At 67.2% G+C, this 21,110-nt stretch carries 24 protein-coding genes and 1 riboswitch; of the genes, 6 read left to right on the plus strand and 18 right to left on the minus strand.

What is annotated here, in order from left to right; translation table 11 throughout:
- A partial coding sequence (locus P1U75_RS05570) for an ABC transporter substrate-binding protein (RefSeq protein ID WP_300240741.1) occupies nt 1–653 on the minus strand: 653 nt, incomplete at its 3' end.
- Between the two features lie 233 nt (nt 654–886).
- On the opposite strand from P1U75_RS05570, the gene P1U75_RS05575 reads away from it, so the two are divergent.
- The 4 genes from P1U75_RS05575 (at nt 887) to P1U75_RS05590 (ending at nt 5,699) form a co-directional block, all read left to right on the plus strand.
- Nucleotides 887–2,197 carry a helix-turn-helix domain-containing protein gene (locus P1U75_RS05575; protein WP_300240743.1) on the plus strand — a complete coding sequence of 437 codons (1,311 nt, stop codon included), beginning with the start codon at nt 887–889 and terminating at the stop codon, nt 2,195–2,197.
- A 117-nt stretch (nt 2,198–2,314) separates the two neighbouring features.
- Nucleotides 2,315–2,695 carry a response regulator gene (locus tag P1U75_RS05580; protein WP_300240745.1) on the plus strand — a complete coding sequence of 127 codons (381 nt, stop codon included), beginning with the start codon at nt 2,315–2,317 and terminating at the stop codon, nt 2,693–2,695.
- Nucleotides 2,696–2,733: 38 nt separating this feature from the next.
- On the plus strand, nt 2,734–3,018 hold the full coding sequence (locus P1U75_RS05585; RefSeq protein ID WP_300240747.1) for a hypothetical protein: 285 nt from the start codon (nt 2,734–2,736) through the stop codon (nt 3,016–3,018).
- Nucleotides 3,018–5,699 (plus strand): sensor histidine kinase, encoded by a 2,682-nt coding sequence (locus tag P1U75_RS05590; protein WP_300240749.1) that lies wholly within the window; start codon nt 3,018–3,020, stop codon nt 5,697–5,699. The genes P1U75_RS05585 and P1U75_RS05590 overlap by 1 nt, the downstream gene beginning before the upstream one ends.
- Nucleotides 5,700–5,744: 45 nt before the next feature.
- On the opposite strand, the gene P1U75_RS05595 is transcribed toward P1U75_RS05590, so the two are convergent.
- The 4 genes from P1U75_RS05595 to P1U75_RS05610 form a co-directional block, all read right to left on the minus strand.
- Nucleotides 5,745–6,173 carry a TIGR01244 family sulfur transferase gene (locus tag P1U75_RS05595; protein ID WP_300240751.1) on the minus strand — a complete coding sequence of 143 codons (429 nt, stop codon included), beginning with the start codon at nt 6,171–6,173 and terminating at the stop codon, nt 5,745–5,747.
- Between the two features lie 8 nt (nt 6,174–6,181).
- Nucleotides 6,182–6,613 (minus strand): DUF6691 family protein, encoded by a 432-nt coding sequence (locus P1U75_RS05600; protein ID WP_300240753.1) that lies wholly within the window; start codon nt 6,611–6,613, stop codon nt 6,182–6,184.
- Entirely contained in the window at nt 6,613–7,041 is a 429-nt protein-coding gene (locus tag P1U75_RS05605; protein ID WP_300240755.1) for a YeeE/YedE thiosulfate transporter family protein, read from the minus strand. The genes P1U75_RS05600 and P1U75_RS05605 overlap by 1 nt, the downstream gene beginning before the upstream one ends.
- A 130-nt stretch (nt 7,042–7,171) precedes the next feature.
- Complete coding sequence (locus P1U75_RS05610) at nt 7,172–8,035, minus strand: MBL fold metallo-hydrolase (protein WP_300240757.1); 864 nt, start codon at nt 8,033–8,035, stop codon at nt 7,172–7,174.
- A gap of 270 nt (nt 8,036–8,305) precedes the next feature.
- On the opposite strand from P1U75_RS05610, the gene P1U75_RS05615 reads away from it, so the two are divergent.
- On the plus strand, nt 8,306–8,521 hold the full coding sequence (locus tag P1U75_RS05615) for a hypothetical protein (protein ID WP_300240770.1): 216 nt from the start codon (nt 8,306–8,308) through the stop codon (nt 8,519–8,521).
- Between the two features lie 24 nt (nt 8,522–8,545).
- On the opposite strand, the gene P1U75_RS05620 is transcribed toward P1U75_RS05615, so the two are convergent.
- From P1U75_RS05620 to P1U75_RS05645, 6 genes are all read right to left on the minus strand, one after another.
- Entirely contained in the window at nt 8,546–8,764 is a 219-nt protein-coding gene (locus tag P1U75_RS05620; RefSeq protein WP_300240868.1) for a hypothetical protein, read from the minus strand.
- 170 nt (nt 8,765–8,934) lie between these two features.
- Nucleotides 8,935–9,588, minus strand: coding sequence for an adenosylcobinamide amidohydrolase (locus tag P1U75_RS05625; protein ID WP_300240771.1), 654 nt, complete (start codon nt 9,586–9,588; stop codon nt 8,935–8,937).
- Nucleotides 9,585–10,343: an ABC transporter ATP-binding protein gene (locus P1U75_RS05630; RefSeq protein WP_300240773.1), complete on the minus strand. Its 759-nt coding sequence runs from the start codon at nt 10,341–10,343 to the stop codon at nt 9,585–9,587. The genes P1U75_RS05625 and P1U75_RS05630 overlap by 4 nt, the downstream gene beginning before the upstream one ends.
- Nucleotides 10,340–11,320, minus strand: a complete 981-nt coding sequence (locus P1U75_RS05635) for an iron ABC transporter permease (protein WP_300240775.1) — start codon at nt 11,318–11,320, stop codon at nt 10,340–10,342. The genes P1U75_RS05630 and P1U75_RS05635 overlap by 4 nt, the downstream gene beginning before the upstream one ends.
- A complete protein-coding gene (locus tag P1U75_RS05640) occupies nt 11,317–12,153 on the minus strand; it encodes an ABC transporter substrate-binding protein (protein ID WP_300240777.1) in 837 nt (278 codons plus the stop codon). The genes P1U75_RS05635 and P1U75_RS05640 overlap by 4 nt, the downstream gene beginning before the upstream one ends.
- Entirely contained in the window at nt 12,140–13,984 is a 1,845-nt protein-coding gene (locus tag P1U75_RS05645; RefSeq protein ID WP_300240780.1) for a TonB-dependent receptor, read from the minus strand. Before P1U75_RS05645 ends, P1U75_RS05640 begins: the two co-directional genes overlap by 14 nt.
- Before the next feature lie 133 nt (nt 13,985–14,117).
- Nucleotides 14,118–14,328: riboswitch (cobalamin riboswitch) on the minus strand.
- A gap of 128 nt (nt 14,329–14,456) precedes the next feature.
- On the opposite strand from P1U75_RS05645, the gene P1U75_RS05650 reads away from it, so the two are divergent.
- Nucleotides 14,457–14,726: a DUF2312 domain-containing protein gene (locus P1U75_RS05650; protein WP_300240782.1), complete on the plus strand. Its 270-nt coding sequence runs from the start codon at nt 14,457–14,459 to the stop codon at nt 14,724–14,726.
- A 36-nt stretch (nt 14,727–14,762) separates the two neighbouring features.
- Here the strand turns inward: P1U75_RS05650 and P1U75_RS05655 are convergent, their stop codons facing one another.
- From P1U75_RS05655 to P1U75_RS05685, 7 genes are read right to left on the minus strand one after another with little or no spacing between them, the layout of a single operon-like run.
- The gene (locus P1U75_RS05655) at nt 14,763–15,035 is read right to left on the minus strand and encodes an amphi-Trp domain-containing protein (RefSeq protein ID WP_300240784.1); all 273 of its coding nucleotides are present in this window, start codon (nt 15,033–15,035) and stop codon (nt 14,763–14,765) included.
- 15 nt (nt 15,036–15,050) lie between these two features.
- Complete coding sequence (locus tag P1U75_RS05660; RefSeq protein ID WP_300240786.1) at nt 15,051–16,355, minus strand: metallophosphoesterase family protein; 1,305 nt, start codon at nt 16,353–16,355, stop codon at nt 15,051–15,053.
- Nucleotides 16,356–16,383: 28 nt separating this feature from the next.
- On the minus strand, nt 16,384–17,070 hold the full coding sequence (locus P1U75_RS05665; protein ID WP_300240788.1) for a histidine phosphatase family protein: 687 nt from the start codon (nt 17,068–17,070) through the stop codon (nt 16,384–16,386).
- Nucleotides 17,063–18,136, minus strand: a complete 1,074-nt coding sequence (locus P1U75_RS05670) for an HprK-related kinase B (protein WP_300240791.1) — start codon at nt 18,134–18,136, stop codon at nt 17,063–17,065. Before P1U75_RS05670 ends, P1U75_RS05665 begins: the two co-directional genes overlap by 8 nt.
- Entirely contained in the window at nt 18,133–19,014 is an 882-nt protein-coding gene (locus tag P1U75_RS05675) for a GAK system ATP-grasp enzyme (protein ID WP_300240793.1), read from the minus strand. Before P1U75_RS05675 ends, P1U75_RS05670 begins: the two co-directional genes overlap by 4 nt.
- Nucleotides 19,007–20,638, minus strand: coding sequence for an aminoglycoside phosphotransferase family protein (locus P1U75_RS05680; RefSeq protein ID WP_300240794.1), 1,632 nt, complete (start codon nt 20,636–20,638; stop codon nt 19,007–19,009). The genes P1U75_RS05675 and P1U75_RS05680 overlap by 8 nt, the downstream gene beginning before the upstream one ends.
- Nucleotides 20,625–21,080: an NUDIX domain-containing protein gene (locus P1U75_RS05685; RefSeq protein WP_300240796.1), complete on the minus strand. Its 456-nt coding sequence runs from the start codon at nt 21,078–21,080 to the stop codon at nt 20,625–20,627. The genes P1U75_RS05680 and P1U75_RS05685 overlap by 14 nt, the downstream gene beginning before the upstream one ends.
- Between the last annotated feature and the right edge of the window lie 30 nt (nt 21,081–21,110).

Genomic DNA, 21,110 nt, shown 5'->3' on the forward strand with positions numbered 1-21,110 from the left:
GATTCCTCCTGGGTCCAGCCCCAGGTGTAATCGGCGGTCAGGTGATAGGCCTTGCGGTCGGCGCCGGAGAGGTTCTTGAGCACCGGCGCCAGTGCGGCGCCCGACATGTAGGCGTTGAAGAAATGGCGGAAGCCATTGGCCTTCTTGTCCTTGCCGGTGGTGTCGTTGGAGTGGGTCAGACCCGCCATGAAAATCACGCCGGCCTCTTGGCAGAGGCCCTGTACCGCGACGGCCACGCCCGAGGACGAACCGCCGGTGATCATGATGGCGCCGTCCTTTTCGATCATCGACTTGGCCGATGCGCGGGCGGCGTCCGATTTGGTCTGGGTGTCGCCGGTGACGAAATCGACCTTCTTGCCCAGGATGCCGTTGCCCTGCAGCGCCTTGGACGAGAACGTGTTCATCATGCCGCCGTCGCCGCCGCCGTTCAGGTGCTCGACCGCCAGTTCATAGGCGCGCAGCTCGTCCGCGCCCTCGTCGGCATAGGGGCCGGTCTGGGGCACGTTGAAGCCCAGCGTGACCGAACCGCCGGTGGGCTCGTTCATGTAGGCGGCAGCGGACGACGCCGTGAAGATCGTCGGCAGCGCAACGCCGGCACCGGCGATCGCGCCGGTTTTCAGCACGCCGCGACGTGTGACATCATTCTTGGACATAAATATCCTCCCATTTCGTGGATCGCGCCGCAGAGCTCCTCACTCCTGAGGCGGCGCGTGCACGTATTGTGCAAATTTAGTATGATGGGGGTTCGGAAAATTTCGCAATAAGTCCCTTGAAATGCACAATATTTTTGTCAACAAATGAACAGGAATGGCAGAGTCGTTGTAAAGTTTCTTATGTCGCAGTGCAGAAAGGCATTGAAAACCAATGAAAAAGAAAGCCCGACGTCATGCCTCGTGACACCCTGACCGGCAGCCGCATCCGCGAACGCCGGGGGATCAAGGGGGTGCGCCAGGCCGATCTGGCGCGGCAGGTCGGGATCTCGCCGTCCTATCTGAACCTGATCGAGCACAACCGGCGCAGAATCGGAGGCAAGCTCCTGGTCGATATCGCCGAGGTGCTCGGGGTCGAGCCACAGATGCTGACCGAGGGCGCCGAGGCGGCGCTGATCGCCACCCTGCGCGAGGCCGCAGCGGGGGCCGGGGTCGCCATCACCGAAACCGACCGTGCCGAGGAGCTTGCCGGCCGGTTTCCCGGCTGGGCCGAGGCGCTGGCCTGGTCGCACCGCCGCATCGCCTCGCTGGAGCGCACGGTCGAGACGCTGTCGGACCGGCTGACCCACGATCCCCGGCTCGCCGCCTCTCTGCACGAGGTTCTGTCGACCGCCGCCGCGATCCGGTCCACCGCCTCGATCCTGGCCGAGACCGGAGAGTTGGAGCCCGAATGGCGCGACCGGTTTCACCGCAACCTGAACGAGGACAGCGTCCGTCTGGCCGACAGTTCCAAGGCGTTGGTCAACTACCTTGACGAAAACGAGGCGGGGGAGGAGCATCGCGGCGCTCCGCAGGAGGAGGTCGAGGCCTTCATGATGGCAAACGGGCATCATTTTCCCGCGCTGGAGGCTGGTTCCGCCACGCCGGAGGAGATCGTCGCGACGGCCCCGGAACTGACCGGGCGTGCCGCGCGGGAAGTGACCCGCGCGGTGCTGGACCAATATGCAGCGGATGCCGCAGCGATGCCCCTGGCGGCCTTCGGGCGCGAGGTGCAATCGGTTGGCGTCGATCCGCTGGCACTGGCCAGCGCCTTCGACGTTGACCTGCCTGCGGTGTTCCGGCGCGTCGCGGCCCTGCCGGAGGATGTCCTGCCGGGCGAGGTCGGTCTGGTGGTCTGCGACGCCTCGGGCAGCATCCTGTTCCGCAAGGCGGTGACCGGCTTTGCCCTGCCGCGGTATGGCGAGGCCTGCCCGCTCTGGCCGCTGTTCACCGCGCTGAACCGGCCGCTGGTGCCGATCCGCCGCCGGGTGTCGCAACAGGGGCGCACGGCGGTCGAGTTCGACTGCCTGGCGGTGGCATGGCCCGATGGGCAACCAGGGTTTGAACGTGATCCGCTCTACCGCTCGATCATGCTGATCCTGCCGGTCAGGCCGGGCGACGGCGATGGCGCGGTACTGGTTCAGCCGGTGGGCAGCACCTGCCGGGTCTGCCCGCGAACCGGCTGCGGCGCTCGGCGTGAGCCGTCGATCCTGAGCGACGGGCTCTGATAGGGCGGGGGGTGGCAACCGTGAATGTTGCGGTCCGGTTGTTGCGTGGACATACTGCTGAAAGGCAATAGAATTGCGCGGTCGCGAGGCGGCACACCTGGGGAGGGATGGTCTGGCATGGGTCGACATGTTCTGCTGATCGAAGACGAAGCAAATATTTCCGAGGCGATCCGCTTCCTGCTCACGCGGGAGGGATGGAATGTGGACACACATGCCGACGGCAGCGATGCCGTCGAGCTCATCCGCGCCGCCCGGCCGGACCTGGTGATCCTCGACGTGATGCTGCCGGGCAAGAGCGGAATGGACATCCTGCGGGAGCTGCGCGAGAGCGACGGACTTCGCGATCTGCCGGTTCTGATGCTGACCGCGCGCGGCCAGTCGCGCGATCGGGAAATGGCGGAAAAGGCCGGGGTCAGCCGTTTCATGACCAAGCCGTTTTCCAATGCCGAGGTTCTGACCGCGGTGCGCGACCTTCACGCGCAGGCCTCGCGGCCATGACCGGAGACGGCGACGGGACGGACCGAAGGTCGCCAGCGGTGTTCCTGGAACGCCAGACCTATCGCCGGCGCCGGTTGATGGACGCGGCGCGGTTGTTGCCGGTCCTGGGCGCGCTCCTGTTCGCCGTGCCGCTTCTGTGGCCGGGGGCCGAGGATGCCGGCGCGGCGGCGCCGCTGCCCACGTCGCGCGCGATCCGTTACATCTTCCTGGTCTGGGCGCTGCTGATCCTGGGCAATATCTGGTTCGGGCTGCTCACGCGCGGCTGGTCAGGACCCGGACGCGCCGAGGACGAGGCCGAGGTGCCGGAACGGGGACTCGGCTGATGGCAACGCTGAACCTCATGGTGCTGGTCTGCCTGGCCTATGTGGCGCTGCTGTTCATCGTCGCCTTTGCCGCCGACCGGCTGGCCGCGACCGGGCGCAGCACCTGGTTGCGCTCGCCGCTGATCTACACGTTGTCGCTGTCGATCTACTGCACCGCCTGGACATTTTACGGCGCGGTGGGCTACGCGGCGCGCTCGGGGCTGGAATATGTCACCATCTACCTCGGTCCCACGCTGGTGATGGTGGGCTGGTGGTGGGGGCTGCGCAAGCTGGTGCGGGTCGGCCGCAGCCAGCGCGTCACCTCGGTCGCCGACCTGATCTCGTCCCGCTACGGCAAATCGAACCTGCTGGCGATCTGCGTCACCATCCTCGCGGTGATCGGGATCACCCCCTATATCGCGCTGCAACTGCAGTCGATCACTCTGTCCTTCTCGATCTTCTTCGAGGATGCGCCGGTCGGCGGGTTCAGCGATGCCTCGGTGGTGTTCTGGGTCGCCGCGGGGCTGGCGGTCTTCGCGATCCTGTTCGGCACCCGCAATCTGGACGCCAACGAACGTCACCACGGCGTGGTCACCGCCATCGCGCTGGAGGCGGTGGTCAAGCTGATCGCGCTGCTCGCGGTCGGCGTGTTCGTCGTCTGGGGCCTGTCGGGCGGCGTGTCCGAGACCATGGCCCGGATCGACGCCTCGCCGATCGGCGAATGGCAGGTCAACGGCAGCCGCTGGGCCACGATCACCTTTCTCGCCGTCGCGGCTTTTGTCTGCCTGCCGCGGATGTTCCAGGTGATGGTGGTCGAGAACGACGACGAACGCCACCTGCGCACCGCGGCCTGGGCCTTTCCGACCTATCTGCTGCTGATCAGCCTTTTCGTCGTGCCGATCGCCGTGGTCGGGCTGGAGGTGATGCCTGAGGGGTCCAACCCGGACATGTTCGTGCTCACCGTGCCACTGAGCCAGGGCAAGGACACGCTGGCTATGCTGTCGTTCCTTGGCGGCTTTTCCTCGGCCACCTCGATGGTGATCGTTGCCGCGATGGCGCTGTCGACCATGGTGTCGAACCATGTTGTGATGCCGATCTGGCTGTCGTCGCAGGCCGACCGCGCCTCGGTCTCGGGCGATGTGCGCCATGTGATCCTGCTGGCGCGCCGGGTGTCGATCGCGGTGATCATGGTGCTGGGATACTTCTATTTCCGGCTGTCGGGGGGCGGCGCGGCGCTGGCCTCGATCGGGCTGATCTCCTTTGCCGGTATCGCTCAGATCCTGCCGTCGCTGGTCGGCGGGCTGTTCTGGCGCGGGGCCACGCGCAGCGGCGCGCTGGCCGGCCTGACGCTGGGCTTCGCGCTCTGGCTCTATACCCTGCTGCTGCCGGGGCTCGGCGGCGGGCTGATGCCCGATGGGGTGCTCAGCGACGGCCCCTTCGGCATCGGCTGGCTGCGACCGCAGGCGCTGTTCGGGATCGAGGGGCTCGATCCCATCGTGCATTCGGTGATGTGGAGCATGCTGCTCAACACGGCGGCCTTCTGCGCCGCCTCGCTGCTGAGCTTCCCCTCGCCACTGGAGCGGCTGCAGGGGGCGCAGTTCGTCAATGTGTTCGACCATTCCGCCGGGCCGCGCGGCTGGACCGGATCTGTCGCGCAGAGCGAGGATCTGATGATCATGTCGCAGCGCATCCTCGGCGCGCGCGAGGCGCAGGAGCTGTTCCAGCGCGAGGCGGCGCTGCAGGGTGGGCGCGGGCATCTGCCCGAACCGACTCCGATGTTTCTGGAGCGGCTGGAGCGCGAGCTGTCCGGTTCGGTGGGGGCGGCGGCGGCACACGCGATGATCGGGCAGATCGTCGGCGGCTCGTCGGTGTCGGTCGAGGACCTGCTGGCGGTGGCGGACGAAAGCGCCCAGCTGATGGAGTATTCCAGCCAGCTCGAAGTGAAATCGACCGAACTGGCGCGCACCGCGAAACAGCTGCGCGAGGCGAATGAGAAACTGACCCAGATTTCGCTGCAAAAGGATGCGTTCCTCGGCCAGATCAGCCATGAGCTACGCACGCCGATGACCTCGATCCGGGCGTTCTCCGAGATCCTGCGCGACAACGAGGGGCTCGGCCCCACCGACAAGGTGCGCTATGCGACCATCATCCTCGACGAGGCGCTGCGGCTGACCCGGCTGCTCGATGACCTGCTCGATCTCAGCGTGCTGGAGAACGGGCAGGTGAACCTGAACATGCGCAGCGGGATACTTGGAGACGTGCTGGACCGGGCGATTTCGACCGCGCTGGCGGGTGAGGAGCGGCCGCTGGTGGTGAAACGCCGCCGGGCGCAGGAAGGGGTGCGGATGCATACCGATCTGGACCGGCTGGCGCAGGTGTTCATAAACCTGATCGCCAACGCGGAGAAATACTGCGATTCGGCCAACCCGGAACTGACGATCTCGGTGCATGACGTGGGCGGGCGGCTGGTGGTGGATTTCATCGACAACGGCAGCGGCATTCCCGCCGAGGTGCAATCCACCGTGTTCGAGAAGTTCTTTCGCGTGAACGCCGAAAAGGCCGGCGGCGCCGGCCTTGGCCTGGCGATCTCCTATGAGATCATGCAGCGGCTGGGCGGCGATATCGTCTATCTGCAGGGCCAGAGCGGCGGCGCCTTTCGGGTCAGCCTGCCGCTTGAGGGCGACCGGTTAGCGGCGCAGTAGAACGCGAAACGACACGCAGGTGCCGGGCTCGCCAAGGGCGGTGTCTCAGCCCTGTTTCGCCAGATACTCCAGCGCCGGGCGCATGCCGTCGAGCTGATAGCCCGCGCGGGCAGCGGTCTGCAGGATCTCTTCGGTGGGCATCCGCCCGGCCTGGCCCAGCGCCCAGATCACCGTGCAGCGGGTGCCCGACCGGCAATAGGCCAGCACCGGCCCGCCGGCCGCCTCGACCAGCTCCCGCTGGCGCGAGGCGTTCTCCGGCGTCAGCGTCTCCTGCACCAGCGGCAATTCCGAAAAGGTCAGCCCGGCGGCCTCGGCGGCCTGCCGGATCGCGGTGCTGGCCTGGTCGGGGCCGACCTCGGTATCGGGGCGGTTGCAGATCACGGTGGTGAAGCCGGCCGCCGCGATCGCGGGCAGGTCGCCCGCGTCGATCTGCGGCGAGACGGCATAGCCGGGGGTAAGGGGGCGAATATCCATGCCTCCCCTTACGCGGTGGTGGCGATCCTGTCCAGATTACGGCCGATCACCGGGGCAACCCCCATGCCGGTCAGCATCGCTGCCATGAACAGCAGCCCCTCGACCCCGTTATAGGTGAGCGAGGCTACCGCCGGTCCCGGGCACAGCCCGGCCAGCCCCCAGCCCATGCCGAACAGGACCGAGCCGGTGATCAGCCGGTGATCCAGCTCGGGACGCGGCAGGTCGGGAAACGCGCCGCCCACCAGTGGCTTGCGTCCCTCGGTCAGCCGCCAGGCGAAGAACATCGGGATGATGGCGCCGCCCATGACAAAGGCCAGCGTCGGATCCCAGTTGCCGAACACGTCAAGCCAGCCCTGCACCTTGGTGGTGTCGGTCATGCCCGAGACGAACAACCCGCCGCCGAACAGGCTGCCGGCGAGAAGCGAAAGCAGGATACGCATCAGACCACCTCCAGCACGTGACGGAACAGCACCAGCATCAGGCCGCCGGCGAGGATGTAGAACACCGTCGCCACGATCCCGCGCAGCGACAGCCGCGAGATACCGCAGACCCCGTGCCCCGAGGTGCAGCCGTTGGCGATCCGCGTGCCGACCCCGACCAGCAGGCCGGCGGTGACGATCACCCAGACATCCTTGGTCATGTGGGTGTCGATGCCGACGTTGTAGAGCGGCCACAGGATCAGCGGCATCACCACCACCCCGACCAGGAACGCGATCCGTTCCCAGGCCGTGGTCCAGCCGCTGCCGTCCACCAGACCGCCGATGATGCCCGAGGCGCCCATGATCCGCCCGTTGCCAAGCAGATACACAGCGCCGCCCGTCCCGATCAGCATACCGCCGACCAGGCCCCAAATCCAATCCGTTTCCATGAAGTTCAAGTTTCCCTGTAATGTTCGCGCGTTTGTCCGGCGGCGGGCTCTTTCGGTCCGGTCGCCGGGTTTCCTGTCGGCAGCGGCCCGATCCCGGCCCGCCGCCATGTCCTGTGCCCGGTGCAGGCAGTTACAGCTTGTTCACCGGGATCTTGAGAAAGATGTCGCCCTGCTTGTCGGGCGGCGGCATCTGGCCGGCGCGCATGTTGACCTGCAACGACGGCAGGATCAGGCGCGGCATGCTCAGCGTGGCATCGCGGGCATCGCGCATCTGCACGAAGTCCTCGATCTTCTTGCCCTGGCCCACGTGGATGTTGAGCGCCTTCTGCTCGCCCACGGTGGTTTCCCAGGCGTATTCGTCGCGGCCCGGCGCCTTGTAATCATGGCCGACGAAGATGCGGGTCTCGTCGGGCAGCGCCAGGATCTTCTGGATCGACTGGTACAGCGTTTCCGAAGAGCCGCCCGGAAAGTCGCAGCGCGCGGTGCCGAAATCGGGCATGAACAGCGTGTCCCCGACAAAGGCGGCCTCGCCGATCACATAGGTCAGGCAGGCCGGCGTGTGGCCCGGCGTGTGCAGCACGTCGCCGCGCATCTGCCCGATCATGAAGCTGTCGCCCTGTTTGAACAGCGCATCGAACTGGCTGCCGTCGCGCTGGAACTCGGTGCCCTCGTTGAACACCTTGCCAAAGGTGTCCTGCACCACGGTGATGCGGTCGCCGATGCCGATCTTGCCGCCGACCCTTTCCTGGATGTAGGGCGCCGCCGACAGGTGGTCGGCATGGACGTGCGATTCCAGGATCCACTCCACCGTCAGGCCCTGGTCCCGGACATAGGCGATGATCTCGTCGGCCGACTTCGTGTCGGTGCGCCCCGAGGCATTGTCGAAATCCAGCACGCTGTCGACGATGGCGCAGGCTGTTCCGTTGGGGTCGCGGACGACGTAGGACACCGTGAAGGTGGCTTCGTCGAAAAAGGCTTTCACAAAGGGGGTCATCAGGATCTCCATTGGCTTCCGTCGAACATATAGTTTTGTCGGAATGTGTTGCAAGGCCGAACTCGGGGTCGGATCTGGCGCCGCCCGCGCCAGTCGCCAAGCTGCCCGCCGCGCGACCTCCGGTGCCGCGGAATTGGGCGCCTGTCCCGCGAGACGCACGAGGGACCGGCGGAAAGGCGCCGAATTTGCCCGCGGAATCGCATGTTCAGATTCGGTTTGGCAAAAGTGACACAAGCTCATGCCATGATACTATTGCGTTGGGAGGATGTCATGACCGCACACGATCTTTTGACACAGGCCGAGCGGATGGAGAGCAGGATCTCCGCCGCCGATCGGGATCAGCGCCTGGCGCTGCAGCCACAGTTCAGCCTGATTCTGGAACAGCTCGAAGAACAGGGCGAGCCGGTGCCGAAGCGGTTGCTCCGCCTCGAGGCCGCGCTGACCGAGGAGGCGATCGAGGATCGATTCGACAACATGCCGATCTGACGGCCTGCCGTGACAGCGGGGCGGTCAGCCCAGGTAAGACCCCACCCCGACCAGCATCAGTCCCAGGACGGACAGGCCCAGCGCACCGAGGTTGACCGGCAGAACCGATTTCAGCACAGCGCGCAGCTTGTCGTCGGGCAGCTTGGCGCGGCGGGCCCGACCGACCCGCAGGATGCACCAGACCAGCCCGGCCAGCCCGGCCAGCGACATCGCAACGCCGGCCCAGATCATGATGTCGAACAGCATGGGTCATCTCCCCGGTTTCGAATTGCCCCGCCGGTATCGGATCGCGGCAGGGGGTGCAAGGCGGTGTGGGGGGCAATGTCGTTTCGGCTCGGGTTTCCTGTCATCCTCGCGAAGGCGGGGGGCTGTTCGCGTGACCCTGTTCCCTTGACGGGCAGGCCCCCCCACCTCTACGGATCGCCGGGGCGGCGCACCTTCTCCATCCAGACTTGCGCTCCCTGCCGAACCGCCCGATGCACCGCGCGGCCGGCCGCCTCGCCCTGCGGCGTGTGCAGCCCGGCAAAGGCGGTGTCTCCGGCAGGGGCGGCCACGGCGATACAGTCGGTGCCGGTGCCGGTGGCGCGCCCGGTGGGCAGGTCGAGCCCGGCCTCCATCACCGCCGCCGTCCGGGCCTGGGTCGCGATCGACATCAGTTCCAGCAGTGCCGCTTCGCTCAGCGGCAGGTCGAGACGCAGCGCGATGTTGATCGTTCCCCAGTCCTTGCCGGTCCGGTCCAGCCGGGTGCCGATGCGCTCGGCGTTGCTGAGGCCCACGGTGGCGAGGCAGACCGCAGTGACGCCCCCGACCTCCACCTTCGCGGTCTCATAGGCGTCCAGATCGCGCGAGGTCAGCATCGCCACCGCGTCGCCGGCCTTGCGTGCCGCCAGTTCGGCGCGAAACCAGGCCAGCACGTCGAGATCCTCGGGCAGGTCGGCGTTGCGGACCTCGCGCCAGAGGATGCGGCGGGCGGAAACGAACCCCGGCCGGGTCAGCGACCAGCTCAGCACACGCATCTCGGCGCCGAGGTCGAGTTCCAGCCAGGGCCGGTCCAGCGTGACCCTCATCGCGTGACCTGCATCGGCTGGAACACCGGGCCCTGCGCGGTGTCCTCGTAGAAGGCCGAGACGCCGAACACCCGGTCCACGTTCTGCGGCGTCAGCACCGCGCCGGGCGGACCGTCGGCCGTCAGCTGCCCGCGCACCATCATCAGCAGACGGGTACAGTGCCGGGCGGCAAGCCCCAGATCGTGCAGCGAGACGATGACCGAACGCCCTTCGCGCGCGAGAGCCGCGAAGACCTCCATGGTGGCGATCTGGTGCGCCGGGTCGAGCCCGGCGATCGGCTCGTCCGCCAGCAGCAGCGGGGTCTCCTGCGCCAGCGCGCGGGCGATCAGCACCCGTGCCTGTTCGCCGCCCGAAAGCTGCGTCGCGGTGCGCGCGCGGTAGCTGTCCAGCCCCATGCGGGCGATGGCGGCCTCGACCGCCGCGCGGTCCTGCTCCCGCAGCCGGGCGCCGCGCGGCAGGTGCGGGATGCGGCCCAGTGCGATCAGCCGCTCCACCGTCACCGGCCAGGCGATCTCGCGCGCCTGCGGCATCCAGGCGGCGGCGCGGGCGCGCTCAAGGGCGGGCAGGGTGGCCAGCGTACTCTCGCCGCTGGCGGGCAGCAGGCCGAGCGCGGCGCGCAACAGCGTGGTCTTGCCGGCGCCGTTGGGGCCGATCAGCCCGATGCATTCGCCGCCGCCCACGCTGAGCGTGACATGATCGACCACCGGGCATTCGCCACGCCGCACGGTCAGGTCGCGCAAGGTCATCAGGCTCATGCCATTTCCTTCCGCGTCTTGTAGATCAGGTGCAGGAACAGCGGCGCGCCGACCAGCGCCATCAGCACCCCGAGCTTGAGGTCGCGAGCGGGCAGCAGTTCGCGCACCGCGATATCGGCGGCCAGCACCATCGCCGCGCCGCCCAGGGCCGAGGCCCAGAGCAGGGACGAGGGCCGCGCGCCCACCGCCGGGCGCAACAGGTGCGGCACCACCAGCCCGACAAAGCCGATCGCGCCGGCCACCGCCGTCGCCGCGCCAACACAGGCCGCCGTGCCCAGGATCAGCCGCAGCCGCAGCCCGGAGAGACCGATCCCCAGCGCCTCGGCCGCGTCCTCGCCCAGGGTCAGCGCGTCAAGGCCGCGCCCGAGGCTGGCCAGCAGCAGCGCCCCCACCGCCATGAAGGGGGCGGCAAGCCAGACATGGGTAAAGCTGCGGTCGGCGAGCGAGCCCATCATCCAGAACACGATATCGGCGGCGGCAAACGGGTTCGGCGAGAGGTTCAGCACCAGCGAGGTCAGCGCCCCCGCCAGTGCCGAGATCGCGATACCGGCCAGGATCAGCGTGATCGAGGCGCCGCGCGGTCCGGCCAGCGCCAGGATCAGCAGCACCGCCAGCACCGCCATCCCAAGTGCCGCCAGCGGCAGCGCCAGCGGAAACATCAGGCTCAGCCCGGTCTGGATCGCCAGCACCGCGCCCAGCGCCGAGGCGCCGGAGACGCCGATCAGCCCCGGCTCGGCCAGCGGGTTGCGCAGATAGCCCTGCATCGCGGCCCCCGACAGGCCCAGCACCGCGCCGATCATCGCCGCCAGCAGCGCCCGCGGCAGGCGGATCTCGCGCATCACCACCGCCAGCGGCGTGCCGTCGCCCGCGATCAGCGCCGTCAGGCTCTGGCCCGCGCCCACCGGGGCCTGACCGCTGAGCAGCGACAGCACGAAAAGCACCGCAACCAGCAGGACCAGACCCGGCGCCAGCCTCATTCCCCGGTCTCCAGCGACAGGCGCAGCGCGCGCATCTTTTCCACCGCCGCAAGCACCAGAGGTGTGCCGCAGATCCAGTCGCGATCGGTCAGGGTGCCGGCAACGCGGGTGCCGGGCAGGGCGCGCAGGGCGGGGTGGCTCAGCACCTCCTCGGCGCGGGCCTGGCCGGGGTAGTCGCGGCCGCTGACGATGACCTCGGGGGCCAGCAGGATCAGATGCTCCAGCGCCAGCGTGCCGCCCTGTTCCAATCCGGCCTCGGCGGCGACATTGTCGAACCCCGCCGCGCGCAGGATGTCGCCGGCCAGCGTGCGGTCGCCCAGGGTATAGCTGTTGACATAGTAGAGCGCCGCGCGCGGCCGCCGGTCCGGCGCCGTGCTGAGCCGCGCGAGTTCCGCCCGGAACGCGCCGATCATCGCCTCGGCCTCCGCCTCGTGCCCCAGCACCGCGCCCATCTGCGCGATGCGATCCGGCACGTCCGCCAGCGACCGGGCGGGGGCGAATAGCTCCACCCGAATGCCCAGGTCGCGCAGCATCTGCACCGTTGTCGGCGCGGTGAAGGTTCCCGCCAGAACCAGATCGGGGTTCAGCAAATAGACCTCCTCGGCGCCCGAGCCGTTGGTGGGATAGGCGCGCGCGGCCTCGGCCATCGAGGAGCTCTCCGCGTCCTGCGACAGCCGCGACAGTGATACGATCTGCCCCGGCGCCGCCAGCAGCAGCGCCAGCTGATCCGTACAAAGATTGACCGAAACCACCCGTTGCGGGGCCTCGGCCACGGCCGCCGCGCCGGTCAGCACCAGCGCGGCAAGCAGGGGGATGATCCTAGAAGGACGCACGCAGCCCCACATAGACCGCGCGCCCGGACGCCTGGTAGCTGGCCGTTGTCTCATAGGTTTCGTCCAACAGGTTCTCGATCCGCAGATACCCCTCGGCATTGTCGGTGAAGGCATAGCTTACACCGGCATTGACGACCGTGTAATCGCCCATCGGCGTGCCGAATTCCGCCGGGCGGTCGGCCACGTGGCGCAGGGTCACGTCGCCGGCCCAGTCGGCGGCGAATGCGGCCCCCAGCCCGATGGTCACGTCATGCCCCGGCACCCGCAGCAGCCGCGCGCCGGTGGAATCCTCGGCATCGGTATAGGTGTAGTTGCCGAAAAGCCCGAGCCAGTCGTTCACCGTCCATTCGCCCGAAAGCTCGATCCCCTGCGATGTCGATTCGCCCGGAACCTGCCGGTACTGGCCGGTGAACGGCAGCGGGAAGGAGGTGAGCGTGACGAACTGGATCAGGTTGTCGATCCGGGTGTGAAAGGCGGTGGCCTTGAGGTTGCGGCCGGGGCCGAAGTCATGTTCCACGCCGAGCTCGAAACTGGTGCTTTCCTCGGGCTGAAGGGCGGGGTTGCCATAAAGCGTGCTGTTCAGCTCGTAGAGCGACGGGGCGCGAAACCCGGTCGCCGCGACCGCGCGCAGCACGGTGGCATCGCCCAGACGATAGGCCGCCGCAAGCCGCCCGGTGACATGGCTGCCGAAGGTGGAATGATCGTCGAGCCGGACCGAGGCCGAGAGATCGAGATCCGAGGTTGCGGCAAAGAGCAGTTCACCGAACAGGCCGGCGGTTTCCGTGCTGCCGCTGTCGGCGCCGGAGTTGAAGCTCTCCTCCTCCCAATCGGCGCCGAAGGTGAGGGTCAGCACGTCGGAGGCGACGTAGTTACCGGTGTAGTCGATCCGCTTGCGCTCGCCGTCGAAGATGGTGTCGAAGCCGTTGGAGCTGCTCAGACGGTCGGTCTTGAAATAGGAAAACGACAGCGTGTGATCGACCGCGCCGGTCATCAGTTCGGCATAGGCCCGCACGCCGCGCGATTCGGTGGTGTTGTATTCGTCATAGGGCGGCGCGCCATCGCCGGCGAATTCGTCGTAATCCCCCTCGGAATCGAGCGCATAGGCCGACAGCCCCAGCTTGAGCCTGTCGGTCGCCATCACGTCCGCCGAGAAGGTGATCTGGGTGCCTTCGTAGCCGTCCGGCTCGGTACTGCCGGCGCCGCTCTTGGCCGAGAACCCGTTGGTGGTAACCCGGTCGATCCCGAAGCTCACCCCGCCGCGTTCGCCGGAATAGGCATAGCCCGCCGCCGCGCGGTAAGTCTCATAGCTGCCGCCTTCCAGCGCCAAGGTGGTCTTGCTGCCCGGCTCCTCCGGGCGCTTGATGGTCGAGATGTTGACCACGCCGCCGACCGCGCGCGAGCCGTAGAGCGAGGAACTGGACCCCTTGAGGATCTCTACCCGGCCAAGGTTGGCTGTGGTCATCCCGCCCCAGTTGAACTGCGCCTGGGTCGAACTGGGGTCGGTCACGTCGATACCGTTGACCAGAACCTTGATGTATTTGCCGTCCAGTCCGCGGATGCGCAGGGTGGTATTGGCGCCGACCCCGCCGTTGGCGCTGACCGAGATGCCGGGCTGACGGGCGAGAAATTCGGCCAGGGTGGTCTCGTCGGCCTTTTCCAGCTGGTCCTGGGTAATCACCTGCACCGTTGCCCCGGTGCGGTCGAGCGGGGTTTGTGCGCCCGCCTTGTTGGCGGAAAAGGTGATCTCGTCGAGGCCGAAGACCTCTTGCGCCTGGGCGGCACCGGCGGCGCAGACGGCAAGGCAGGAGGCTGTGAATAGCAGTTTGTTCATGGGCGTTGTCCTTTCCGGGACAGGTATCGGTTTTGTCTGGAAAGGCACGGGTCTGGCCGCGCTCCTCCGCAAACGGTGAGCTGGTCATCACCCCTACGGTTCGAACGCCGCCCATCTGACGCCCCTCGCGCCAAATGAAGGTGATCGCCTTGGCAGGTCTCCTGACTTGCGGGTCATCGCGAGGGCCGGACCTTCCCGAACCCGGTTGGGTTCAGTGGTATTTGCCAGCCTCGCTCTCCGCCTACAGTTGCGGGGGCAGTCGCGGAATTGTCCCGTTGCCGGGCCGTACCGCGTTCCCTTTTCACGGCGACCGAAGCCGCCGAACCAAAGCACCACCGTGGATAGGGGCTGCGGCGGCGCGGCGCAAGGCGGATTGCGGCACGATGTGCATCATTCCCGTCTTGCGGCAGCCGGGCGGGGCAGGTATCCCGGCGGGTACTCTCACATCCCGAGCATCGAGCGGAGCAAAGACATGGATCCAGTGGACGACAGCACGGCCGAGGCCAACTACCGCGTGACCGCGGGTGAATTGCGCCAGTTCATCGAGCGGTTCGAGCGGCTGGAGACGGAAAAGAAGGACATCGCCGACCAGCAGAAAGAGGTGATGGCCGAGGCCAAGGCGCGCGGCTATGACACCAAGGTGATGCGCAAGGTGATCGCGCTGCGCAAGCGCGACAAGGACGACATCGCCGAGGAAGAGGCGGTGCTGGAGATGTACAAGGAAGCGCTCGGGATGGCGTGAGTCCGGTCCGGCGACGAATCGGGCGACAGGACCGCGTCAGCTTTCGATCCGCGGTTTACCCTTTTGCGGCGATGGTTCCGACGGGTCCGACCATCTGATCCGCAGGTTGACCTCGCACTGGCCGTCCTCGCGTTCGCCCTTGATCCGGACGGTCATCAGGCCGGCGGTCTTCAGGACCAGTTCATCGTCCTCGTCGCCCAGGGTCATCTCGCCCTTGGAGAAACCCTTGGCCAGCGCGGTCAACAGCGTCTTGATCGCCTTTGCGTCCTGCAATGACTCATGCGAGAAGCGGTTGCGCGCGTCGCTCATGCGACCTCTCCTATGTCAGCTCATCCGGTCCGGTGCGAAATGCTTGGCCCGGGGATAGTCCCGGCTCAATCCGATCACATCTCCTGACGGAAAGATCAAGGTCGCCCCGGCACCGATGCCCTCCAGCCCCTCAAGCGCGCGCGAGGCGCGGTCCAGCGTGACATCGCCCTCCAGGTGCAGCAATCCGCGCTTGGCCAGAAGCCGCTGTCCTTCATGGTTGTTGACGTGGCCCTGGACAACCATGTGGATGCCGGCGCGATGCAGCGCGCTGACGCCGCGGTCGGTCAGCTCGCAGTCCGAGGCGCGGTATTTCGTGCGCACCAGGTTGGCCAGCGGACCGAAGTAGAACCCCGGCGAGGCGCGTTCGGCCGCCTCGCGGTAGCGGGCGTTGACCGCAGCAGGCCCTTCGGTGACCAGCGCGTCGCACATGTTGTCGCAGAGCCCGGCATGCACGAACAGCAGCGACCCGCTGCGCGCCACCACGTCCATGGTTTCATAGAACCAGGCATAGGTGCCGCCGGGCTCAAAAAACACCTCGTGGCATTTCAGGGCCGCCGCGAGGATTTCCCGATAGCTCATGCCGGACCGCGCGCGATCCCGGTCGAACTTGCGCAGCTTTTCCTCCAGCTTGCGGATCTCCTTGGCGACGACCTTGGGGCGCAGCTCCGCGCGGGCGGCCGCGGCAAAGCGAACCGCCCAGTCCTGACGGGGCATCAGGCGCGTCTTGCAGGCAGCCTCGTCCGGCAGGCGGGCGAGATCGGCGGCGGTGACGAACCGCACCAGCACCTCGCGCAGGGCGGGCAGGATCTTGCGGCCCATGCGCGCGAACAGATGGTCGTGCAGCGCCGACCTCGGCCCGCGCAGCGCGGCGATAGCCATGCGCATCCGCAGGTCGTGATTCCCGGCAAGGATATGGATATCGGCCCCGGTGGCGCGTAGCGCGGCGATGGCATCGAGCAGCGCGAGGTTGCTGGGCCCCTTGTCGAGGCTGTCGCCGCCCAGAACGATCCGTGCGCCCCGGCCAAAGGCGGTCAGCTCGATCCGCGCGCCCCGGCGCCGGACCACGCCCGCCGCGATCAGCGATCGCAAGAACCCTTCGGCATCGGCGTGGGCGTCGGAGAGGAAGATCACCGGCTTGTCGGGCCAGCGCCAGCCGCCGTGCCTGCGCGCACGTTCAAGGCAGGAGGCAACTTGCGGGTGCGTGGCGGCCCCGGGCCAGGGCTCCAGTCGGCGCGGCAGGTCGGGCAGGCAGGCGTCGGTATCGAACACCGGCGGCAAGAGGTGAAGATCCGGTCGGAAGGTCTCTCGAAACTGGTCCAAGGTCTGCGCCCCAATTCTGCGACCGGGGTCAGTCCTTCGGGTCTTCCTCGGGTGCCCTGATTTTCCACGCTCCGGCCAAGTGCCGCCATCTACCATGGCTATCATGACAGATGAGTGACGGCCTGGCGTGAAACATGGATAGTTTCGGGATCTCGGTTCTGTCGATGAGGCCGAGGTGACAGCAGGCGTGCCGGAACGATGCCCCGTGACCCACATGGATCGTCAGCTGGCCGGGACGGGCGGTATCGACAAGATGCCGCGCCACCCGTTGCCCCGCCTCCGTCAGGCTTTCGGCGCCCTCCAGGGGCAGGCGGTAATCGCTGTCGGATTTCCAGCCCGGCGGCGGCGGGTCGTGGCGCGGATCGTCGCGCAGAATCGCCTCGATTTCCGCGACGGTCAGGTTGGCCGCGCTGCCGAGGCCGCGCTCGGCAAGGGCGGACGTTTCCTCGATCCCCTCCACCGGATGACCGAGTTCGCGCAGGCGTGTCAGGATTTCCCGCGCGGTCTGCCAGGCGCGCAACTGGCGCGAGGAGAAGATGATCGGGGCGGGCTGCATTCCGTGGTCCGCGATCATCCCCGAAAGGGTCTCGGCCCCGGCGCGGGCCTGCGCGATGCCCGCGTCGGTCAGCGGATAGGGCTGCCGCGCCGAGGGCGCCCCGGCGCGCTGGCGATAGGCGCCGTGACGGATGAGTGCGATATGGCTGGCGTCAGCCATCGAGCAGGCGTCGCCCGTGCCCGGCCAGTGCATCGAAGTCGATGCCGCTGGAAACCTCGCAGACCCGCACGCCTTGCAGCGCCGCGAGATAGGGGGCGGGATCGGGCGCGTTGCCGTTGGGCTCGAAGCTGCCGCCGGGATGCCGGTAGAAGGGGCCGGGGCTTTTCATGATGGCGACGAGAAGGTCGGGGCGCTCGGCGAGCGTCACCTCCGTCACCTTCGTGGGTGTGCTGCTGTCGCGGCTCCAGTTCAATACCCAGAAATCGGTCAGCGTGCCCTCATAGGTGACGCGGTCCTTGCCGTAGACCTCCGAGATGATGAGATCGCGTTTTTCTTCCAGCGCCCAGAGATCGGCCGCAGGCATGGCAGCCAGTTCGGCGCGGCGCGCGGGCGAGAGCATTCCGTGCAGGCGCGGATTGCCCAGGATCGTGCCGGGGTTGATGCGCGGATGTTTCGGGATGCCCAGCGCGCGTGGCGGGCGGCCGGAACGAACCAGAACGCGGTCGTTGCTCAGAAACCCGGTGCCGTCGATGTCCATCATCCGCAGGACCGAGGTGGATTTGCCGCCGCCCGACAGGCCGGAGATCGCCAGCGTGCGCGGCCCCCGTGTCACCGCCGCTGCGTGGCACAGCTGCCAGCCGTCGCGCAGGCAGACGTTCAGGATCTGGGTGTTGATGAAATTGATGACGGTGCTTTCGTTCTGCTCCAGCGGGCCGAATGCAACCGCCGCCCCGGCGGATTGGAGGAAGGTCACACCGCTGCGGATCTTGCGGATCAACCGGGCATCCGCCAGATCGCAGACCGCGTCCTTGCGCCCGGATTTGCCCGCTTCGCGGGACCAGTCGGCCCAGGCGGGTTCCGGCGCCAGCGCCTGGCCGGGCAGCAGGTGAACCGTGATCTCCCCGGGCCGGTCGCCAAGCGCCTCGGCGAAATAGGCAACGAGGGCGGCGCGCAGCGGCTCCGGGCAGAGCACCGTGACGTGAACCGGACCGACGGAAAGGTGAAAGGGGGCCTTTCCGGCGGCGCTCAGGTCCAGGGCGGACAGGATATCACGGGCGGTTCTCATGCAGAGACCTCCCTGAGCACGTGATCGGCCACCAGTGCGGCGGCGTCGATGCCGCTGCCCTTGAGCGCGCCGCTATAGCCGCCAAAGGCCGAAACCTCGAAAACGATGGGGCCATCGGAGGTAAGCGCGATATCGACGGTGGTGAAGCTCAGGCCGAACGGGGCCTGCGCCCGCTGCCCCAACTCGATCAGTTCCGCCGACGGCGTGTAGGGGGCGTATTTCCCGCCCGCGTGGATCGTGGTGTTCCAGCTGTCGGTCTGGTTGACGCGGGCATAGGTGCAAACGTATGCGCCATCCAGGAAAACCATCCCGAGGTCATGGCCTGACAGGTCCGCCTTTTGCTGGATATACATCATCGGGTTGGCAGACTTGAAGGCGGCGATCTGCGCCGGCGCATCCGGCGCTTTGTGGTCCAGCAGAACCATGCCCCGGGCCTTGGTCGAGAACAGCGGCTTGAACACCGCCGACCCGTAACGCTCCAGCGCGGCGTGCGCGTCGGTCACGTCCTCGGTGATTGTGGTCGGTGGCATCGGAATGCCCGCGTTGGACAGTGTCACGGTGCAGGCCAGCCGGTCCATCAGGCGGATCACGCGTTCGGCCGGGCTGAAGACGCGCACGCCGCGCGCCTCGGCGACGCGCAGCAGTTCCAACCGATCCAGCGCGTCGGGGCTGTAACCCTCGGCGATCTTCTTGAGGATGAGGCCATCCATCGCGCAAAGGTCCACCCCATCGTGCATCAGCGTCCCGGCAGAGAGATCCAGCGTCACCCGGGCCATGTCGATGACCTGCCGGTGCCCGGTCCGGGCCTCGCAGGCATCCGCCAGCGCCTCGGTCGACCATTTCCCCGGGGTTCCGATGACCCCGATCCTCTTAGTCACTGAACAGCATCCTTATCGGCAGTTTGAACCGCGCCTCCTTGCCCTCGGGCACGCAGAGCGCGGATTCCAGAATGTAGCGGGCGCGCAGGATCATCCGCCGCGCGTGGGACTGATCGACGACGAACCGCGTCGAACTGGCAAAGGACCGGGCCAGCCCCAGTGCCAGCCTGTACTCAAAGGTCGGGTCCTTTTGCCGGCGGGCGAACTTGGCGGCCATCTGGTGCATGTCGGTGGCCACCTTGGCAATGCGCGCGCGGGTTCCGGCATCCAGAACCTGAAGCCGGTAGCTCGACACCATGAAGACCGAGATGTCCTGCACGTAGTCCATATAGCGCGACCGGTGCAGATCGATGAACCGGATTTTCCGGCCGACCGGATCGTAGATCACGTTGTCGAGGTTGAAATCCCCGTGGATATAGACCGAGAACGGCGCCGGGAGCTGTGCCTCGCGGGCCGCGGCGGCGGAAATCAGGGCATCGAATCCCGGCACGGTGACACCGTTCACGTTCTGGGTGCCCCGCGCGTGGCGGCGATGCAGGCGATAGACGTCCTTCATCCTCTTGCGTAGTTGCTCCATCGCCTTCATCTCGGCCGGGTCATCGGTGCGGGTCTGCCGCCAGATGTCGCGCACCGTCTTGTGCAGCGCGTTTTGCGCCTCGGCCAGGGCGTCGTCGGTTCCGCCCAGCACGATGTCCTCGAAGGTTTCGCCCTCGAGATGTTCGATCAGCAGGGCGGCCGACTTGCCGCTTTTCTCATAGGACAGGATCTCGGGCGCCAGCCCGGGGTAGACCGAGTTCCAGCTCTTGACGCCGACCCGCTCTTGCTTGACCTTGCGGCGGTCCCCGTCCTTGAAGACGGCGGCGACCGTCTCGCCCCTGGTTCCCCTCAGGTTCACGCTCGAGATCGCGCTGCCCGAACGGGTCTCGGCCAGCGGCTGCAGCGTGATCTCCTCGTCGCGTGCCACCCCGGCCAGAACGCTGCGCAGCGCGAAATAGCGTTCGAACTGCACCGACTGGCCGATGTTGATCGACAGGATCGCCTCGCTGATAGTCTGCAACGCCTCGCCCATCCGGGTGATCTCGTTCAGGGTCAGCAACCCGAAGGCCAGGTCCTCGGTGTGCTTGGTGCCCTGCATGTCCCGCGTGTAGGTCCGGAACAGCCGGTCGTTGAACACGCCAAGGTCGGTGCGGGTCTGGCCGATCTGGACCGCAAGCTTGCTGTCGCGGGCCTCCAGCGCCTGCTGGATGCGGGCCACGGTCTTTCGCACCAGCTTGAGCGGCGCCACATAGGTGTCCGCGCGCAGTAGCTTCTGCCGGTCGATCCGCTCGGCCTGTTCGACCGCGCGCCGTGCAAGGCGGGAAATCAGGTCGAGATTGCGTGCGATCGTGTCGATGCCCTGCAACCGGAGCTGCCGGGCCTCCGCCTTTTTCCCGCGAATCATTTCGGCCAGGCAGGCCTTGCGCACCCGAGACGACAGGTTGTGCGCGTAGCCGGCCCGCTGGACCAGTTGCAACGCGGTTTCGGTCCGGGGCGCCTCGAAATAGGTGATCAACCGGGTGAGTTGCCCGTCAAGTTCCGCCAGCAGAAAGGAAACGTTCTCTTCGATGGCGTCAGGGGATGACACTGTTCAGCCTCCCCAGGTTGACCGGCGCGCCAGGCTGATTCAGGGCAAGGTCGTAGCGCGGCAGGAACTGCGGGCCATCATCGGAGAGGTCCGCCCATATCGTTGCCAGCTGCCGCTTGTCCGGATGGGTGCCCATGCGCGGGGCGTAATCCGCGGGAACGCTACAGTCGAAGAGCACTTCGATCAGATGGCGCATCCCGCCCTCGCGTCCACGCATGACATCCGCCACATGCAGCACCTCGCCGACCCGGGGGGCGACGCCGATCTCTTCGAGGCATTCGCGCACCACGCATTGCTGCATCGTTTCCCCGAATTCCTGGCGCCCGCCCGGCAGAGTCAGGTACCGTCGCCCCGAGGCCGCCTGCTTGAGCTGCACGAGAACAAGATCTCCCTTGCGGATGACAGCGCGCATCGTCGGGCGTATGACGTCTCCAGGGCTCATGGGTCCATATGCGCCGCCGGCCGCGTGGAT

This window comes from Antarcticimicrobium sp., from assembly GCF_029212575.1.
Classification (GTDB): domain Bacteria; phylum Pseudomonadota; class Alphaproteobacteria; order Rhodobacterales; family Rhodobacteraceae; genus Antarcticimicrobium.

Coding starts and splice junctions, on each gene's coding strand:
- P1U75_RS05575 (WP_300240743.1), top strand. CDS start 887: ATGCCTCGTGACACCCTGACCGGCAGCCGCATCCGCGAACGCCGGGGG.
- P1U75_RS05580 (WP_300240745.1), top strand. CDS start 2,315: ATGGGTCGACATGTTCTGCTGATCGAAGACGAAGCAAATATTTCCGAG.
- P1U75_RS05590 (WP_300240749.1), top strand. CDS start 3,018: ATGGCAACGCTGAACCTCATGGTGCTGGTCTGCCTGGCCTATGTGGCG.
- P1U75_RS05595 (WP_300240751.1), bottom strand. CDS start 6,173: ATGGATATTCGCCCCCTTACCCCCGGCTATGCCGTCTCGCCGCAGATC.
- P1U75_RS05600 (WP_300240753.1), bottom strand. CDS start 6,613: ATGCGTATCCTGCTTTCGCTTCTCGCCGGCAGCCTGTTCGGCGGCGGG.
- P1U75_RS05605 (WP_300240755.1), bottom strand. CDS start 7,041: ATGGAAACGGATTGGATTTGGGGCCTGGTCGGCGGTATGCTGATCGGG.
- P1U75_RS05610 (WP_300240757.1), bottom strand. CDS start 8,035: ATGACCCCCTTTGTGAAAGCCTTTTTCGACGAAGCCACCTTCACGGTG.
- P1U75_RS05615 (WP_300240770.1), top strand. CDS start 8,306: ATGACCGCACACGATCTTTTGACACAGGCCGAGCGGATGGAGAGCAGG.
- P1U75_RS05625 (WP_300240771.1), bottom strand. CDS start 9,588: ATGAGGGTCACGCTGGACCGGCCCTGGCTGGAACTCGACCTCGGCGCC.
- P1U75_RS05630 (WP_300240773.1), bottom strand. CDS start 10,343: ATGAGCCTGATGACCTTGCGCGACCTGACCGTGCGGCGTGGCGAATGC.
- P1U75_RS05635 (WP_300240775.1), bottom strand. CDS start 11,320: ATGAGGCTGGCGCCGGGTCTGGTCCTGCTGGTTGCGGTGCTTTTCGTG.
- P1U75_RS05645 (WP_300240780.1), bottom strand. CDS start 13,984: ATGAACAAACTGCTATTCACAGCCTCCTGCCTTGCCGTCTGCGCCGCC.
- P1U75_RS05650 (WP_300240782.1), top strand. CDS start 14,457: ATGGATCCAGTGGACGACAGCACGGCCGAGGCCAACTACCGCGTGACC.
- P1U75_RS05655 (WP_300240784.1), bottom strand. CDS start 15,035: ATGAGCGACGCGCGCAACCGCTTCTCGCATGAGTCATTGCAGGACGCA.
- P1U75_RS05665 (WP_300240788.1), bottom strand. CDS start 17,070: ATGGCTGACGCCAGCCATATCGCACTCATCCGTCACGGCGCCTATCGC.
- P1U75_RS05670 (WP_300240791.1), bottom strand. CDS start 18,136: ATGAGAACCGCCCGTGATATCCTGTCCGCCCTGGACCTGAGCGCCGCC.
- P1U75_RS05685 (WP_300240796.1), bottom strand. CDS start 21,080: ATGAGCCCTGGAGACGTCATACGCCCGACGATGCGCGCTGTCATCCGC.